The 16,803-nt window shown below is 68.5% G+C and carries 14 protein-coding genes and 1 tRNA gene; 5 read left to right on the top strand and 10 right to left on the bottom strand.

Annotation, left to right across the window (positions count from 1 at the left end; genetic code table 11):
- The first annotated feature begins 32 nt into the window (after positions 1-32).
- The 4 genes from ABZ260_RS28000 (at position 33) to ABZ260_RS27985 (ending at position 3,026) form a co-directional block, all read left to right on the top strand.
- Positions 33-902, top strand: a complete 870-nt coding sequence (locus ABZ260_RS28000) for a class I SAM-dependent methyltransferase (RefSeq protein WP_355623567.1) — start codon at positions 33-35, stop codon at positions 900-902.
- Positions 903-1,092: 190 nt separating this feature from the next.
- Positions 1,093-1,947 carry a DUF1684 domain-containing protein gene (locus ABZ260_RS27995; protein WP_355623564.1) on the top strand — a complete coding sequence of 285 codons (855 nt, stop codon included), beginning with the start codon at positions 1,093-1,095 and terminating at the stop codon, positions 1,945-1,947.
- Positions 1,948-1,993: 46 nt separating this feature from the next.
- Positions 1,994-2,368: a nuclear transport factor 2 family protein gene (locus ABZ260_RS27990; protein ID WP_355623561.1), complete on the top strand. Its 375-nt coding sequence runs from the start codon at positions 1,994-1,996 to the stop codon at positions 2,366-2,368.
- Positions 2,369-2,753: 385 nt separating this feature from the next.
- Positions 2,754-3,026: a tyrosine-type recombinase/integrase gene (locus tag ABZ260_RS27985; protein ID WP_355623558.1), complete on the top strand. Its 273-nt coding sequence runs from the start codon at positions 2,754-2,756 to the stop codon at positions 3,024-3,026.
- 53 nt (positions 3,027-3,079) lie between these two features.
- Here the strand turns inward: ABZ260_RS27985 and ABZ260_RS27980 are convergent.
- The 10 genes from ABZ260_RS27980 to dnaA form a co-directional block, all read right to left on the bottom strand.
- Positions 3,080-3,153 (bottom strand) — tRNA-Ile (locus tag ABZ260_RS27980).
- Positions 3,154-3,292: 139 nt separating this feature from the next.
- On the bottom strand, positions 3,293-3,862 hold the full coding sequence (locus tag ABZ260_RS27975) for a DUF3566 domain-containing protein (RefSeq protein ID WP_355623570.1): 570 nt from the start codon (positions 3,860-3,862) through the stop codon (positions 3,293-3,295).
- A gap of 221 nt (positions 3,863-4,083) precedes the next feature.
- On the bottom strand, positions 4,084-6,615 hold the full coding sequence (gene gyrA / locus ABZ260_RS27970) for a DNA gyrase subunit A (RefSeq protein ID WP_355623555.1): 2,532 nt from the start codon (positions 6,613-6,615) through the stop codon (positions 4,084-4,086).
- Positions 6,616-6,646: 31 nt separating this feature from the next.
- A complete protein-coding gene (gene gyrB / locus ABZ260_RS27965; protein WP_355623552.1) occupies positions 6,647-8,590 on the bottom strand; it encodes a DNA topoisomerase (ATP-hydrolyzing) subunit B in 1,944 nt (647 codons plus the stop codon).
- A gap of 299 nt (positions 8,591-8,889) precedes the next feature.
- A complete protein-coding gene (locus ABZ260_RS27960) occupies positions 8,890-9,444 on the bottom strand; it encodes a DciA family protein (protein WP_355623549.1) in 555 nt (184 codons plus the stop codon).
- A complete protein-coding gene (gene recF / locus ABZ260_RS27955; RefSeq protein ID WP_355555182.1) occupies positions 9,434-10,609 on the bottom strand; it encodes a DNA replication/repair protein RecF in 1,176 nt (391 codons plus the stop codon). Before recF ends, ABZ260_RS27960 begins: the two co-directional genes overlap by 11 nt.
- Positions 10,610-10,794: 185 nt before the next feature.
- A complete protein-coding gene (gene gnd / locus ABZ260_RS27950) occupies positions 10,795-11,739 on the bottom strand; it encodes a phosphogluconate dehydrogenase (NAD(+)-dependent, decarboxylating) (protein ID WP_355623546.1) in 945 nt (314 codons plus the stop codon).
- Between the two features lie 32 nt (positions 11,740-11,771).
- Positions 11,772-12,527, bottom strand: coding sequence for a 3-keto-5-aminohexanoate cleavage protein (locus tag ABZ260_RS27945; RefSeq protein ID WP_355623543.1), 756 nt, complete (start codon positions 12,525-12,527; stop codon positions 11,772-11,774).
- Positions 12,527-13,666: a DNA polymerase III subunit beta gene (dnaN, locus tag ABZ260_RS27940; RefSeq protein ID WP_350913734.1), complete on the bottom strand. Its 1,140-nt coding sequence runs from the start codon at positions 13,664-13,666 to the stop codon at positions 12,527-12,529. Before dnaN ends, ABZ260_RS27945 begins: the two co-directional genes overlap by 1 nt.
- Before the next feature lie 570 nt (positions 13,667-14,236).
- Entirely contained in the window at positions 14,237-15,967 is a 1,731-nt protein-coding gene (dnaA, locus tag ABZ260_RS27935) for a chromosomal replication initiator protein DnaA (protein WP_355623539.1), read from the bottom strand.
- Positions 15,968-16,500: 533 nt separating this feature from the next.
- Between dnaA and rpmH the strand changes: the two genes are divergently transcribed.
- Positions 16,501-16,638: a 50S ribosomal protein L34 gene (gene rpmH, locus ABZ260_RS27930; protein ID WP_010849920.1), complete on the top strand. Its 138-nt coding sequence runs from the start codon at positions 16,501-16,503 to the stop codon at positions 16,636-16,638.
- Positions 16,639-16,803: the final 165 nt, after the last annotated feature.

Here is a 16,803-nt window from a genome sequence, read left to right as displayed (position 1 = left end):
CCGGGTAAGCAAACCCGCCTTACGGTGACGGCATGACCCACGCACACCCGCACACCCCCCACCACTCCGCCCAGCACGGCCACCACCAGCAGGACGACGCCGGCCAGGCGGAGATCCTCGACCTGGACGCGGAAGTCCTCGGCGAGCACATCGCATCCATCACCGCATGGCTGCCCCTGAAGACCAGCCCGCGCCATATCGTGGACCTGGGCTCCGGCACCGGAGCGGGCACCTTCGCCCTCCTCGACCGCTTCCCCGAGGCACACGTCACAGCCGTCGACGCCTCGCCCGGACACCTGCAGCGCCTGCGGCAGAAGGCATGCGCCCAGAATGCGGATGACCGTGTGCGCACCGTGCAGGCCGACCTCGACGCCACCGACTGGCCCGACCTCGGCACGCCGGACCTGGTCTGGGCCTCGGCCTCGATGCACCACATGGCCGACCCTGGCCGCGCACTGCGCAACGTCCACGACATGCTCGCGCCCGGCGGCCTGTTCGCCGTCGTCGAGCTGGCCGGATTCCCCCGTTTCCTGCCCGAGAATGCCCCGGAGGACCGGCCCGGCCTGGAAGACCGCTGCCACGCCGCGACCGAGCACTTCCACGCCGAACACGTGCCCCACCGCGGCGCCGACTGGGGGCCGATGCTGATCGCCGCCGGGTTCACCCTCGAAGGCGAGCGCACCATCGCCGTGAACATCGAAGGCTCCCACAACGAGGCCATCGGCCGCTACGCACTCAGCAGTCTGCTACGCATCCGCGGTGCCGCCGCACAAGCGCTTCCGGCCGCAGATCTCGCCGCGCTCGACCGGCTGCTCGACACAGACAGCCCTCACAGCATCCTGCACCGCGACGACCTCTCGGTACGCACCGAACGCACCGTCTGGGCCGCACGCCTCAGCTGATCTGCAATCTCCACGCAGGTTGCCCGCCAGGCAGCATCAGCACCCAACTTCTTGCCTTATACGCAACACATGATGCCTATAAAGCATGAGCTTTGTAGGTTGGGTGTTGAGCCCGCGCAGCCTCTCTGCGCAGACACCGTCGCGAACCATCCATCTTGGCGCGTTCGCGACGGAGGAAAGGAGCACTTCGATGACTGCACTGCAGTCCCCCTCTGGTCGGCAGGCCACAGCCGGAACCAGCACCGCAGACGGCGTTCCCGCCGAATACCAAGCGTGGCGCAAGGACCGGTGGGAAGAGGTCGCCGGCCCGAACGGCAAGGCCAAGGTCATCGCCAACGGCAAGATCACCGACCGTGACACCCACACCTTCCCCGGCGTCCCTGGGAAGTGGAGCACCAATGAAGCCGGCGCACTGACCGTGACGGCCACGGCCGCGGACGGCGTGACGATCGACGGCACGACGGTCGATGGAACAGCGCAAGTACCCTCGGGCTGCTCACTGCGATTCCCCGACGACCGCGTCGGCTTCGCCGGTGGTGCCGACGGCTACTACGGCCTGGTGGTCATGGACAACGGGGCCGTCGAGCGCTCCGGTCTCAGCGGTATCGACACCTTCCCCTACGACTCCTCGTGGGTGTTCGAAGGCCAGTACCGGGCGGCTCCCGAGGGCCGCCGCATCGAGGTTCGGCGGCTGACCGTCCCGCGCAGCACCGAGGCCATGCTGGCCCCGGTCGACCTGGCCGTGACCATCAACGGCACCGAATACGTACTGGCTGTCCTCCAGGACTTCCCCGGCCAGCGCCTGGTGGTGTTCACCGACGAGACCAACGGCAACGAGACACCCGAGATCGGCCGCTGGCTCTCGTTGCCCCTGCTCGAGCCCGGCAGCACTCTGCCGGTCGACTTCAACCAGGCAACCCTTTCCCACCACCACCTGAACCCGGCCGTCTTCGTCTGCCCCCTCTCACCGCCCGGCAACCACCTGCCCATGCGCGTCGAGGCCGGCGAACGCTCCCTGATCCACGACAAGACAGACCAGAACTGACCCCCCACCACCTCAGCAACCCGCACGTACAGAAAGAAGCAACACCATGAGCCAGAACCTCAAGGACAAGGCCGTCACCTACCTCCGCGCACTGGAGACGGCTGACTGGGACACCGCCCGCGCCATGTGCGCCGACACCGCGACCGTCTGGCACAACGACGGCAAGGGCGAGGAGACCATCGAAGAGAACATCGAGGGGATGAGGGGGCAGATCCACACCATGGAATCGATGCGCTACGACATCACCCGCCAACTCTCCCAGTCCGGCGAAGTCCTCCAGCAGCACGTCGTGCACGTGGCCACCAAGAACGGCATGCGCGGCGAGGTGCACGCCGCGGTGTACTTCCGCTTCGACGACGCCAGCCTGATCACCCGCATCGAGGAATACGCGAACTTCATCCCCGCCGGCCAGGACGGCTAAGACCGCAACGGACTCGCTGCAGCCGTCACGACGGCGCGGAAGCCGATGCGCCGTTCGCTCCCCAGCCAGGCAGAACGGCGCATAGCTCCGCGGCCTACCCGCGGAGGAAACCTGCCCGGTGGCGCCGAGGAGTTCGCCTGCCCTTGGTCAAGGCAGCGGCTCATCTACCGCAGGTTGACGCGGCAGTAGCCGTGAAGCCCTGCGACCGATAGCAGGACACCGGCTCGGATTCCGGTAACCCGCACGCCCCGCTGCCATGAGCTGCGGAAGGCGTGTGGGTTCACGCGTTTCTCCCCCGAAATACCGCGAACACCCGCGCTTCCCAGCGGGGCGGGCAGAAGATCCGCGAAGAGGAGGCGAGCAAGCACTGGGGGACACCGGGCTTGTGTTCACCACCAAGTCGGGGCGGCCGATCGAGCCGCGTAACCTCGCCCGGTCCTTCGCCCGGATCGTGGCGGCGAACAAACTGCGGCCGATCCACGTTCACGACCTGCGGCACACCCCCGCGTCGCTGCTCAAGAAACTGGGGGTCGCGCCACGTGACGCAATGGAGATCCTCAGGCACAGCCGGATCCTGGTCATGATGGAGATCTACCCGCACGGAGACGGCGAGAGCCGCCAAGACGCCCTCAAGAAGGTCAACGGACTGTTCGAGTGAGGCCGTTGCAGCAAAAACCCCGAAGCTTGATCGCTTCGGGGCATTTATCGAGGTGGGGCTACCAGGACTTGAACCTGGGACCTCTTCCTTATCAGGGAAGCGCTCTAACCGTCTGAGCTATAGCCCCTCAGCGCGCACGAACGGCCCCGCACCCGCTTCGCGGAGGCGAACCCGTCCGTTCGAACTGGGAAAAGCTTACCCTGTTCCGGCACCTGCTTGCGCCATGTCCCCGACCGCGGAAGGACGGGAACATGACTCAAGATCGGTTACTCGGCCTCGCTGAAAGTGACCTCCACGCCTCCGACCAGATCGGAGGCGACGTTGTAGATCACCGCACCGAGAGTGGAGAGTGCGGTGATCAGCACGACGTTCACCGCGCCGATCAGGGCGGTGTAGCCCAGGATGCGGACCGGCTCGAACCAGGAGGCGACGTCGACGCCACTGGTGGCCTTGCCGTCGGCGGTCGTCAGCTGGTTGACCGTCTGGATGATGTTGTCGAACACCCCCAGCCCCGACAGCACCATGTAGAGCACCGCGACCGCGATGAACAGCACCACGAAGCAGACCAGTGACACCACGAAGCTGAACTTCATGGCCGACCACGGCTCGACCCTGCGCAGCACCAGGTGCGCCTTACGGGGCGACCTGGGAGCGGGGATGTCCGAGGGCTTCCTGCCAGGCGCGTCCAGCGGCGGTTGGGGCGACGACAGGCTTCCGGGCGACCAGGGCTGCTGCCCCGCCGGTGGACGGTTCTGCTGCCCCGCCGCCGGCGGAGGCGGTGAGGGTGACTGTAACGGCGGTGCGGATGGAGGTGGAGACCCTGGACGGATCCGCACCGTGGTCTCGGCCTGCTTGCCATCCTCTGTGGTCGTCACTTTTTTCCTGCCCTTGGGGTCGTCGGCTACCGATTCATCGGTTTCCGGCGCGGGCGCGCTACCGTTAACCGGTGACGAGGCCGCCTCGACGTCTTTCGTTTCAGCGGTCTTGTCTATTTTCTCCGTCACCTGGTCGCGTGTCGACGAGGAGGCGGGGCGCGAGCCCGGCTCGCCCTGAGAACTCACGGGTTATCTCCTTCCCCGTTCTCCTCGGTCTCCACCGACACCTCGGCGTTTTCCTCGGTCTCCAACGACTCCGCGTTGCGGGCCAGAGCCACGACGCTGTCCCCCTCTGCGAGATTCATCAGTCGAACCCCCATCGTCTGGCGGCCCGACTGCTTGATCTCCCCGGCGCTCGTCCGGATAACCCCTCCGGCGGACGTGATCGCGAAAACCTCGTCCTCGGGCCTGACCATGACCGCGCCAACCAGCTTGCCACGGGCACTAACGATCTTGGCGGTCAGGACGCCCTTTCCACCCCTTCCCTGGATCGGGTACTGATCCACGGGGGTGCGCTTGGCGTATCCGCCCTCGGTGGCGATGAGCACGTTGTCGCCGTCGGCGATCCGGTTCATCGCCAGGAGCTCGTCGCCCTCAAGGAAGCGCATGCCGATCACACCGCTGGTCGCCCTGCCCATCGGGCGCATGGCCTCGTCGGAGGCCGTGAAGCGGATGGACTGGGCACCGCGGGAGACGAGCAGGAGGTCGTCCTCCTCCGACACGAGCCTGGCGGCGATCACCTCGTCATCTTCGCGCAGGTTGATCGCGATGAGGCCACCCGTGCGCGGCGAGTCGTACTCGGACAGGCGTGTCTTCTTCACCAGGCCGCTGCGGGTGGCCAGCACGAGGTAGGGGGCGACGTCGTAGTCACGCAGGTCCAGGACCTCCATGACGACCTCGTCCGGCTGCATGGCCAGCAGGTTCGCCAGGTGCTGCCCGCGCGCGTCGCGGCCCGAGTCGGGGAGCTCGTACGCCTTGACCCGGTAGACGCGGCCCTTGTTCGTGAAGAACAGCAGCCAGTGGTGTGTCGTGGTGACGAAGAAGTGGTCGACGATGTCGTCCTGGCGCAGCTGCGCACCCCGCACACCCTTGCCGCCGCGCTTCTGCGCCCGGTAAAGATCTGTGTTGGTTCGCTTGGCGTAGCCACCGCGGGTGATCGTGACGACCATGTCCTCCTCGGCGAGGAGGTCCTCGATGGACATGTCGCCCTCGTAGGCGATGATCTCGGTCCTGCGCTCGTCGCCATACCGCGCGGTGAGCTCGGAGAGCTCGTCCTGGACGATCGTGCGCTGCCGCTCGGGCGAGGCGAGGATCGCCTGGTACTCGGTGATCTGCGCCATCAGCGCGTCGTACTCGTCGGTGATCTGCTGGCGCTCCAGAGCGGCCAGCTTGCGCAGCTGCATGTCGAGGATGGCCTGCGCCTGGATCTCGTCGATCTCCAGGAGCGTCATCAGGCCGCCCTGCGCGGCGGACGCCGAGGGCGACCGCCGGATCAGCGCGATGACCTCGTCCATCCGGTCGAGTGCCTTGAGCAGCGCGCGCAGGATGTGCGCCCGCTCCTCGGCCTTGCGCAGCAGGTAGCGGGTCCGGCGGACCACGACCTCGATCTGGTGGGACACGTAGTGGCGGACGAACTGGTCGAGCCTGAGCGTGCGCGGCACGCCGTCGACCAGGGCCAGCATGTTGGCGCCGAAGGTGGTCTGCAGCTGGGTGTGCTTGTAGAGGTTGTTCAGCACGACCTTGGCGACCGCGTCGCGCTTGAGCACGATCACCAGGCGCTGGCCGACGCGCGAGGAGCTCTCGTCGCGGACGTCGGCGATGCCGGTGATCCGGCCGTCCTTCACCGACTCGGCGATGGTCAGTGCGAGGTTGTCCGGGTTGACCTGGTAGGGCAGCTCGGTGACGACCAGGCACTGGCGGCCCTTGGCGTCCTCCTCGACCTCGACGATCGCCCGCATGGTGATCGAACCGCGGCCGGTCCGGTACGCGTCGTCGATGCCGCGCCGGCCGACGATCAGCGCGCCGGTGGGGAAGTCGGGCCCCTTGACCCGGGCGATCAGCGCTTCGAGGAGTTCCTCGTCCGTCGCCTCCGGGTTCTGCAGGGACCAGACGATGCCCGCGGCCACCTCCCGCAGGTTGTGCGGCGGGATGTTGGTGGCCATGCCGACCGCGATGCCCGCCGCCCCGTTGACCAGCAGGTTGGGGAAGCGCGAGGGCAGGACCGTCGGCTCCTGGGAGCGCCCGTCGTAGTTGGGGATGAGATCGACGGTGTCCTTGTCGATGTCGCGCAGCATCTCCATGGCGATGGGCGCGAGCTTGCACTCGGTGTAGCGCATCGCCGCGGGCGGGTCGTTGCCCGGCGAGCCGAAGTTGCCCTGCCCGTCGACCAGCGGGTAGCGCAGCGCCCAGTGCTGGGCCATCCGCACCACGGTGGCGTAGATCGACGCGTCGCCGTGCGGGTGGTAGGAGCCCATGACGTCACCGACGACGCGGGAGCACTTGAAGTAGCCGCGGTCGGGCCGGTAGCCGCCGTCGTACATGGCGTACAGCACCCGGCGGTGCACCGGCTTCATGCCGTCGCGGACGTCCGGCAGCGCGCGCGAGACGATGACCGACATCGCGTAGTCCATGTAGCTGCGCTGCATCTCGGACTGGATGTCGACCGGCTCGACGCGGTCTACCGGAGGGCCGGGCGGAGTGTTGACTTCCGTCACAGGTCAAGATCCTTTTCTGGTACGGCTACCGCTACACGTCGAGGAAACGGACGTCCCGGGCGTTCCTGATGATGAAGGAGCGGCGCGCCTCGACGTCCTCACCCATGAGCACGCTGAACAGCTCGTCGGCCTGGGCCGCGTCGTCAAGGGTGACCTGCAGGAGCAGGCGGGTGTCGGGGTTCATGGTCGTATCCCAGAGCTGGGCGGCGTTCATCTCGCCCAGACCCTTGAAGCGCTGCACGTTGTCACGGGGCCGGGGGTCCGGCTTGCCCGCGTCGATGCCGGCCTGGATGACCACGTCGCGCTCGCGGTCGGAGTAGGCGTAGGAGGCGTCCTCACCCTTCCTGTCCCATTTGATCTTGTAGAGCGGCGGCTGGGAGAGGTAGACGTGCCCCGCCTCGATCAGCGGCCGCATGAAGCGGAACAGCAGGGTCAGCAGCAGGGTCGTGATGTGCTGGCCGTCGACGTCGGCGTCCGCCATCAGGATGAGCTTGTGGTAGCGGAGCTTGGTGATGTCGAACTCGTCGTGCACACCGGTGCCCATGGCCGTGATCAGCGCCTGGACCTCCTGGTTCTGCAGGACCTTGTCGATCCGGGCCTTCTCCACGTTGAGGATCTTGCCGCGGATCGGGAGGATCGCCTGGAACTTGGAGTCGCGCCCGCCCTTGGCCGAACCGCCCGCCGAGTCACCCTCGACGATGTACAGCTCGCACTTCTCCGGATCGCTCCACTGGCAGTCGGCCAGCTTGCCCGGCAGACCGGATCCCGACTCCAGCAGCGACTTGCGCCGGGTCAGGTCACGGGCCTGACGGGCCGCGAGGCGGGCGCGGGAGGCCTGCAGGGACTTCGTGATGATGTCCTTGGCCTCACCGGGGTTGCGCTCGAACCAGTCGCGCAGGTGGTCGTTGCAGGCCTTCTGGACGAACGACTTGGCCTCGGTGTTGCCCAGCTTGGTCTTGGTCTGACCCTCGAACTGCGGGTCGGCCAGCTTCACCGAGATGATCGCGGTGAGGCCCTCGCGGATGTCCTCACCCGCGAGGTTGTCGTCCTTGCCATCCTTGAGGAACTTCTGCTCGCGCGCGTAGCGGTTGACGATGGACGTCAGCGCCGCGCGGAAGCCCTCCTCGTGGGTACCGCCCTCCGCGGTGTTGATCGTGTTGGCGAAGGTGTAGACCGACTCGCTGTACGAGTTGTTCCACTGCATCGCGATCTCGACCGCGATGCCGTCTCCGTGCTCCTCGAAGTCGATCACCGATACGTGGGTGGGTTCCTTCTTGGAGTTGAGGTGCTTGACGAAGTCGGACAGACCGCCCTCGTAGTGGTAGGTGACCTCTTTGGGGTCATCCTCGATGAAGTCGGGGCGCTCGTCCCTGATGGAGATCGTCAGGCCCTTGTTGAGGAAGGCCATCTCCTGGAAGCGGCGCGCGAGAGTCTCGAAGTGCCAGGTCGTGGTCTCGAAGATGGTCCCGTCGGCCCAGAAGGTGATCGAGGTGCCGGTCTCGCCGGTCTCCTCGCCCTTGGCCAGGGGTGCCGTCGGCCGGGTGTCGACGTAGGTCTGCCGCCAGTGGTGGCCGTCGGTGCGGATCTCCACCTCGAGCCTGCTGGACAGCGCGTTGACGACGGAGACGCCCACGCCGTGCAGTCCTCCGGAGACCGCGTACGACTTGTCGTCGAACTTGCCGCCCGCGTGCAGCACGGTCAGCACGACCTCGACCGCGGGACGGTTCTCGCCGGGAACGTTGCCGACCGGGATGCCTCGGCCGTTGTCGACGACCCGCACGCCGTTGTCGGCGAGCAGGGTGATCTCGATCCGGTCGGCGTGCCCGGCCAGGGCCTCGTCGACGGAGTTGTCGACGACCTCGTAGACGAGGTGATGGAGACCGCGCTCACCGGTGGAGCCGATGTACATGCCGGGGCGCTTACGGACCGCCTCAAGTCCTTCGAGAACAGTGATTGAGCTAGCGTCGTAGGACAAGTGCGAAATCCTCCTGCCGCGGACACGCGGCAGGGAGACAAACGTGTAGCCCCACCGTGCCCGTCACCGTCGTGAATGCCCCGATGCGTCCACCCAGGGGAGCCGGCACACACGCCGGGGGTGACACGCAAACGGACGTGTCCGGAATTCGATTTCATTCTAGCGGCTCAGAGCACATCATGTGGCATTGACGGCCCCTGGAATGGCCTGTCGCGTGACGATCATCGTCTTGAACATCCCCCTACGGGGGCGGGGTTCGTCGCGCCAGAAAGGCTACTGATCCGTTTCTGAGCGCCGAGTCAGCCGTACGTGTCGCCCGGGCCGCGGCTTCCGGTGACGCGCAGACCGCCGCTGGAGCGGGGGCCGTTCTGCGGTCCACGGACCTTGACCCGTTGCACCGTTCCGTCCCCTAGCTCCTCATTCAACCTTCTTACCAGGGTCCTTGCCAGCAGACGCACCTGGGTGGCCCAGGCGGTGGAGTCCGCGACGACCACGACCTCGCCCTCCGCGAAGGTCTCCGGCCTGGTGTGGGCCGCCATGTCCGGGCCGACGATCTCGTGCCAGCGGCCGAAGACCCCGCCGATCGCGGCGGGCTGCTGCCAGCCCCGATCGGCGAGCAGGTCGGCGATGGCCCTGCCGAAGAGCTGGGGATCACCCGCGTCCCTGCGCGGCCCGGACGCCCTGCGGCGCGGCTCCCTGCGGGGGAGCTGCCCTCGCCTGGCGGCGTCCGACTTGGCCTGGGCCAGCTTCTCCCTGGCCATCGCCGCCCCCTTGGCGGCCGCGCTTCTCGCCGACCCGGGAGCCGTGGCGTCCGCCCCGCCACCGCTCGATCCAGGCTCTGAGTCATCGGGCACGGACCACGCCTCCCTCTGTCACGTCGAACCGGCCTCCGGCCAGCTCCTTCGGCACGTCGTCGGGGACCGCGGCGGTGATCAGCACCTGCTCGGCGGGGGCGACCATCTCGGCCAGCCGGCGCCGGCGCCTGTTGTCCAGCTCGGCGAAGACGTCGTCCAGGATCAGGACCGGGTCGCCGCCGTCGGCCCTGAGCAGGTCGTAGGCGGCCAGTCTGAGCGCCAGCGCGTACGACCACGACTCACCGTGGCTGGCGTAGCCGCGCGCGGGCAGCTCCCCCAGCCCGAGGAACAGGTCGTCGCGGTGCGGGCCGACCAGGGTGACGCCACGTTCGAGCTCGGCGGCGCGAACCTCCAGCAGGCCGGCCCGCAGCCGCTCCGCCAGCTCGGCGCGGTCGGTGCCGGCGTCCGCGGGCAGGGTGCCGCGGTACTCCAGCCTCGCGGGGGCGGAGTCGGGTGCGAGAGAGGCGTACGAGGCGGCGACCAGGGGGCGCAGCGTCTCGACCAGTTCCAGCCTGGCCGCGAGCAGCTCGGCACCGTGCGTGGCCAGGTGGGCGTCCCAGACCTCAAGGGTGCTCAGCGGGTCCCCCGCCCCGGCCTCGGCGAACGCCGCGTCGCTCTCGGCCCGCCGGGTGCTCCGGCCGCGCCCCCGCCGGGCCTGCGCGGCCGTACGCAGCAGGGCACCGCGCTGCTTGAGCACCCTGTCGTAGTCGGCGCGCACCCCCGCGAACCTGGGCGCCCTGGCCACCAGGAGATCGTCGAGGAACCGGCGCCGCTCGGAGGGGTCGCCCTTGACCATGGAGAGGTCCTCAGGAGCGAACAGGACGGTGCGCAGCAGGCCGACGACATCGCGCGTGCGGGAGACGGGCGAGCGGTTCAGCCTGGCCCTGTTGGCCCTGCCCGGGTTGATCTCCAGCTCGATCAGCGCGCGCCGGTCGTCGCGGACCACCACCGAGCGTACGATCGCCCGCGCCGCGCCCTGCCGGACCAGCGGCCCGTCGCCGGCGACCCGGTGGCTGGCCTGCGTCGCCACGTAACCCAGCGCCTCGACCAGGTTGGTCTTTCCCATGCCGTTGGGCCCGACGAAGGCCGTGACCCCCGGCTCCATGCCGAGATCGACGGTTTCGTAGGACCGGAAGTCGGTCAGGGAGAGATGGGCGACATGCACCCCAGGAAGATTAGTCGGCCCCGCCCATCACCGTGGCCTCCGGCGCCCGCACGGCTCGCGCCCCGTGGAAAAGGTATGGCGCGAGCCCTACGACGGAGGTCGCGAACGTGCGGCCGCGGCCGCCGGAGCGGCCCTGCCGAGCCGGGAGCGGTGGTGGGTCCGCGCCTTGGACGGGGAACGCCGCGCTAGCCGGCCGCCTCGACCGGGGGGATGACGTCGGCGCCGGGGGAGTCGGCGCCCTTGGCCACCGAGCCCGCCCTGGAGGTGACCGCGTGGCCGCCGAACTGGTTGCGCAGGGCCGCGACGACCTTCATGGCCGGCGAGTCGTCCTGGCGGGAGGCGAACCTGGCGTACAGGGCGGCGGTGATGACCGGCAGCGGGACCGCGAGGTCGACGGCCGCCTGAACCGTCCAGCGGCCCTCGCCGGAGTCCTGCGCGTAGCCCTCGAGCTGCTCCAGAGCGGGGTCCTCCTCAAGTGCGCGGACCATCAGGTCGAGCAGCCAGGAGCGGATGACGGTGCCCTGCCGCCAGCTCTTGAAGGCGCCGGGCACGTCGGTCACGATGTCGGCGGCCTCCAGCAGCTCCCAGCCCTCGGCGAAGGCCTGCATCATGCCGTACTCGATACCGTTGTGGACCATCTTGGCGAAGTGACCGGCACCGATCCTGCCCGCATGGACGAAGCCGTCCTCGCCCTCGGGCTTGAGGGTCTCGAAGATCGGCATCGCCCGCTCGACGTCGGCCCTGTCGCCGCCGACCATGAGCGCGTAGCCGTTCTCCAGCCCCCAGACTCCACCGCTCACGCCGCAGTCGACGAACCCGATGCCCTTCGCGGCGAGCGCGGCGCCGTGCCTCTGGTCGTCGACGTAGTGCGAGTTGCCTCCGTCGATGAGGAGGTCGCCGGGGGCCAGTACCTCGCCGAGCGCCTCGATCGTCGCCCGGGTCGGTTCCCCTGAGGGCACCATGACCCACACCGTCCGCGGCGTCTGGAGCCGCTCCGCGAGCTCCTCCAGGCCGGAGACGTCGCTGACCGCGGGATCGCGGTCGTAACCGACGACCTCGTGGCCGCCACGGCGCAGGCGCTCAGCCATCCTGCCGCCCATCTTGCCCAGCCCGACCATGCCGATCTGCATGCGAGTACCCCCTTCAGGGTTCCATCGTTCACCTACGTCAGACGTGCCCGCGCAAGCCTTACCAGCTCGGGGTTCCCGCCTACCGGATCACCCGTCGGACCGTGGAGGACGTCCTCCAGGCCGATGCGCGTGGCCAGCCCCGACTGCCCCGCGAAGTCCAGGAGAATCCAGGTCGGCTCCTCCTCCCCGTGGAGCAGCCGCGGTCCCGGTACACCGAGCTCGGCGAGGCGGTCCAGGATCGCGCGCGCCCGGCGGACGGCCGTGTCCGCGGGGCCACCGAGGATCTCGACGAGCACCCGGGCGCACTCCAGTCCGCTCGCGGCGAGCGCGTCGGCGTCGTCTGTGGACCAGACCCCGGCCTCCACGTCCACTCCGAGCCGCCGCAGATCATGCCACAGGTCCCGGAAGCCGGGTTCCGAGAGATTCACGGACGCGAAGTCCGGCAGGTCGCCGGGGGCGAGCGCGGCCCAGCCTCGGACGGCCGCGCGCCGCGCGTCCACGTCCCCGCCGGTTATCCACAACCCCGTGCTCACCCCCACGGGGAGCCCGGGGCACACCGCGCGCACCGCGCGCACCGCCGCCCCGATGTGGACGGCGCTGAGCGACTCGCTACCGCCCTCGTCGCGCGGATGCATGTGCACAGCGTCCGCACCCGCCTCACGGGCCTCACAGGCCGCCCCAGCGAGCTCCAGAGGGGCCAGGGGGAGGGCCGGGTGGTCGCCGGGCCTCCTGGCACCGTTCAGGCACGCCTTGAGCCACAGGGCGCCCGAGCGGGGCACCCCCGCCATCAGCTGGAGAGCCGGATGGGCATGATCAGGTAGCGGTAGTCGGGAACCTCTCCGTCGTCCACAGGCTTGCCACCGGTGAGGATGGCCGGCTTGGTGGACGTGGTCATCTGCAGGCGGGCCACGTCGGAGTCGATCGCGCCAAGACCCTCCAGCAGGAACTGGTGGTTGAAGGCGATGTTGATGTCCTCGCCCTCGAACTCGACGGGGAGCACCTCGACGGCCTGCGCCTCGTCACCGCTGCCCGCCTCCAGGACGACCTCGTCGCCGCGGAAGGCGAGCCGTACCGGCGTGTTGCGCTCGGCGACCAGGGCCACGCGCTTGACGGCCTCGACGAAGGCCGCCGTCGGCAGCTGCGCGCGGGCGGAGAACTCGGTGGGCAGCAGCGAGCGGTACTTGGGGAACTCGGGGTCGAGCAGCCTGGTGGTGGTGCGGCGCCCCGCGCTGGAGAAGCCGATCATGCCCTCACCGGTGCCCCCCGCGGAGCTCATCGCGATCTCGACCTCGGCGCCGGTGCCCCCCAGGGCCTTGGCCGTGTCCGCGAGGGTCCTGCCCGGGATCATCGCGATCGCCGAGAAGTCGGGCTGGTCCGGCTGCCACTTGAGCTCCCGCACGGCGAGGCGGTAACGGTCGGTCGCCGCGAGGGTGACGGTGTCCCCCTCGATCTCCACGCGCACGCCGGTGAGCATCGGCAGGGTGTCGTCCTTGCCCGCGGCCACGGCGACCTGGCCGACGGCGGAGGCGAACACGTCGCTGCCCACCCGGCCGGCGGCCGGTGGCATGGTCGGCAGCGAGGGATAGTCCTCCACAGGCATGGTCAGGAGGGTGAACCGGGCGCTGCCACAGGTGACGACCGCCTTGGCGCCCTCCACGACGAAGTCCACAGGCTGCGCGGGGAGCGCCCTGGTGATCTCGGCGAGCAGCCTGCCCGAGACGAGCACCACGCCCGCCTCTCCCGTCTGCAGTTCGAGGGTCACCTCGGCGGAGACCTCGTAGTCGAAGCCCGAGAGCTTGAGTTGCCCGTCCTCAGTGACCTCAAGACGCATGCCGGCCAGCACCGGCACGGAGGGACGCGCCGGCAGGCTGCGCGCCGTCCATGCGACCGCCTCAGCGAGCACGTCTCGGTCGACCCGGAACATCACGTGGATCTGCCTCCTGTGTATCGAGCGCCGTCCGCTCGGTGCCTGGGGTTCAAGTGTTCACTGTCTGGAGCCTGAGCTCTCCCGGAACCCTCTTATGGCTCTTGGGTTTCCTAGTAGAGATACAAGTGGCCATCGTATTAGGGGGTGTGGATACTGTGGAAAGCCATCGTTTCCGCAGGTCAAGTGCGGTTTTTTCATCCACCGGGGCTGTGGGCGCCCGCTGTGGACAACTCTTGGGGCTGGGGAGAACCGCGGAGTACCCACAGGCCGTCCCCAGATTCGGCGCGCTCTGTCCACCGGTTATCCACGAGGTTTCCCCAGGTTATCCACCGGGTGTGAGGTCGGTTTGTCCTTGTGGAAAACTCTCTTCACAGGGCGTCCCCAGGTTGTCCACGGGTTACCCACAGGTTGTCCCCAACTTCTCCCCAGAGTTGTCCACAGTCCCAGAACAGGGTTCGGACCGGCTCGTTTGCTGATGATCATGGGTGGACGCCCCGGAGCCTTCCCCGCCCCCGCGAATCGTTGATCCACAAGGTTTTCCACAGCCTGTGCATCACGGGGTGAAAAACCTCAGCCATTGCGGGACTGCTGCTTGATCCTGGTGGTGAGTTCGTTGACCTGGTTGTAGATCGAGCGGCGCTCGGCCATCAGGGAGCGGATCTTCCGGTCGGCGTGCATGACCGTGGTGTGGTCGCGGCCGCCGAACTGCTGGCCGATCTTCGGGAGCGACATGTCGGTCAGCTCCCGGCACAGGTACATGGCGATCTGGCGGGCGGTGACCAGGACGCGCGAACGCGACCCGCCGCACAGGTCGTCGATCGACAGGCCGAAGTAGGCGGCGGTGGAGGCCATGATCGTGGCGACCGTTATCTCGGACCCGGCGTCCTCGGTGATCAGGTCCTTGAGCACGACCTCGGTGAGCTGCAGATCGACCGACTGCCGGTTGAGGCTGGCGAACGCGGTCACCCTTATCAGGGCACCCTCCAGCTCGCGGATGTTGGTGGAGATGCGGCTGGCGATGTACTCCAGCACCTCGGGCGGCGCGGCCAGGCCCTCCTGGATCGCCTTCTTGCGCAGAATCGCGATGCGCGTCTCCAGCTCGGGCGGCTGGACGTCGGTGATCAGGCCCCACTCGAACCGGTTGCGGAGCCGGTCCTCCAGCGTGACCAGCTGCTTCGGCGCCCGGTCGCTGGAGATGACGATCTGTTTGTTGGAGTTGTGCAGGGTGTTGAAGGTGTGGAAGAACTCCTCCTGCGTCTGCTCCTTGCCCTCCAGGAACTGGATGTCGTCCACCAGCAGGATGTCCACGGCCCGGTAGCGGCCCCGGAAGTTGTCGGCCTTGTGGTCGCGGATGGAGTTGATGAAGTCGTTGGTGAACTCCTCGGAGCTCACGTACCGCACCCGCGCGCCGTCGTACAGGCTCTGGGCGTAGTGGCCGATCGCGTGCAGCAGGTGGGTCTTGCCCAGACCCGAGTCGCCGTAGATGAACAGCGGGTTGTACGCCTTGGCGGGCGCCTCGGCCACCGCGACCGCGGCCGCGTGGGCGAAACGGTTGCTGGAGCCGATGACGAAGGTCTCGAAGGTGTATTTCGGGTTCAGCCGGGCGGGCTCGCCCTGCGTCCGGCTCCCGCGGCTGTCCCACCTGTTCGGTACGCCGCCCGCACCGGGCACCGCGGGCGCGCCGCGGTCGAAGGAGTCGGGCTCGGGACGCGGCGAGGGCGCGGTGTAGCCGCCGCGGTTGTATCCGGGGCTCGGTTCCCCCGGCGAGGGAGCCTGGGACGGCTCCGAGGGGCGGTACGGCTGGGAGGATTCCTCGCCCTGCTGGTACGGGTAGGAGAACGGCTGGGCCTGTGGATATTCGGTGGACGGCTGGGCGGCCGGGTTACCCCCCTGATAGGGGGGATGGGGCACCGAACCCCCGTGGTGCTGGGGATTGGCTGGTTGTGCATAACCCTGCTGAGCCCCGCCGGCCTGTGCATAACCCTGCGGTTGCGCCTGGGGATAAGGGTCCTGGCGGGAGGCGAGTCCAGGCTCGGGGCCCGCCGCGCTGGGGTCGACCATGACCGCCACCCGCATCGGGCGGCCGAACTCCTGGGAGAGCGCGTGACTGATAAGCGGACGAAGCTTGTTCTCCAGAACATCTCTGGCGAAATCCGTGGGTGCGGCGAGCACCACCGTGTCGTTCATGAGGCCGAAGGGCCGGGTCATGTTGAGCCAGACCCGCTGCTGAGACGGGACGTTCTCGTTCAGGGAGTTCTCCAGCGCCCTCGCCCAGACCGCGCTGAGGTCCGTTCCGTCCATGGCTCGGCTCCCCTCCTCCCGACGCGGCCCCCGCTGGCCTACCGCGATCTGTTTATCCACATCGATGGCCGCCGGAAGCACCGGATCTCGCCGTTGTCCACACGCCGGGCGTCTCGTGGCACCTTCGTGGGCACCGTTCGATATCCACACCGAATCCACAGGCTGTGCACAGTCTGTTACCCGCGGTCCGACGCGTCCTCGCAGTGGAGAGAGGGTTTGGAAGGGCCGAGGGTAGCCCTGTCCACAGCTGTGTACAAGACGTTGTCCACAGCCTAGTGGCAGTACGGGGGGGACAGAGTGCACATCCTGTGGACGGCGGGGCGCCGGTGGAAAACGTGCCTGTGGAAAGGTGGATAACCTGTATTCGCGTGCTCCAGGATGTTCTCCGGTTTGACCTGGGACGCGCCTGCCCCGTAACGTACGACGGTCGGCTTGCCACGCGGCGGCTATTTCGCATGCCCCGCATCCGGCAAGCCAGCCACTGTCGAGCGTCCCCATGTGCTGGGGATGCGTCTTGAGCCTGGAGCCCACTCGTGAGCAAGCGTACTTTCCAGCCGAACAACCGCCGTCGTGCGAAGACCCACGGCTTCCGGCTCCGCATGCGCACCCGCGCCGGCCGCGCCATCCTTGCCGCTCGCCGTCGCAAGGGCCGCGCCGAGCTCTCCGCCTGACGCATCCGTTGCGCCCGGTCCGCCGGGCCAGGCAGCAGAGCCCGTCGCCCGTCGGCAGCGATGCCGGGGGGGGGGCCGGCGGGCAAGCCCGCGGGCCGCTCCTCTAGCTGGGTTTGGGGCCGGGGGCGGCCACCCCCGGGGGGGGCTGTTGGGCGCGGGGGTGGA

This window comes from Streptosporangium sp. NPDC006013, from assembly GCF_040614275.1.
GTDB lineage: Bacteria > Actinomycetota > Actinomycetes > Streptosporangiales > Streptosporangiaceae > Streptosporangium.
This window is presented reverse-complemented; position numbering and strand designations above follow the sequence as displayed.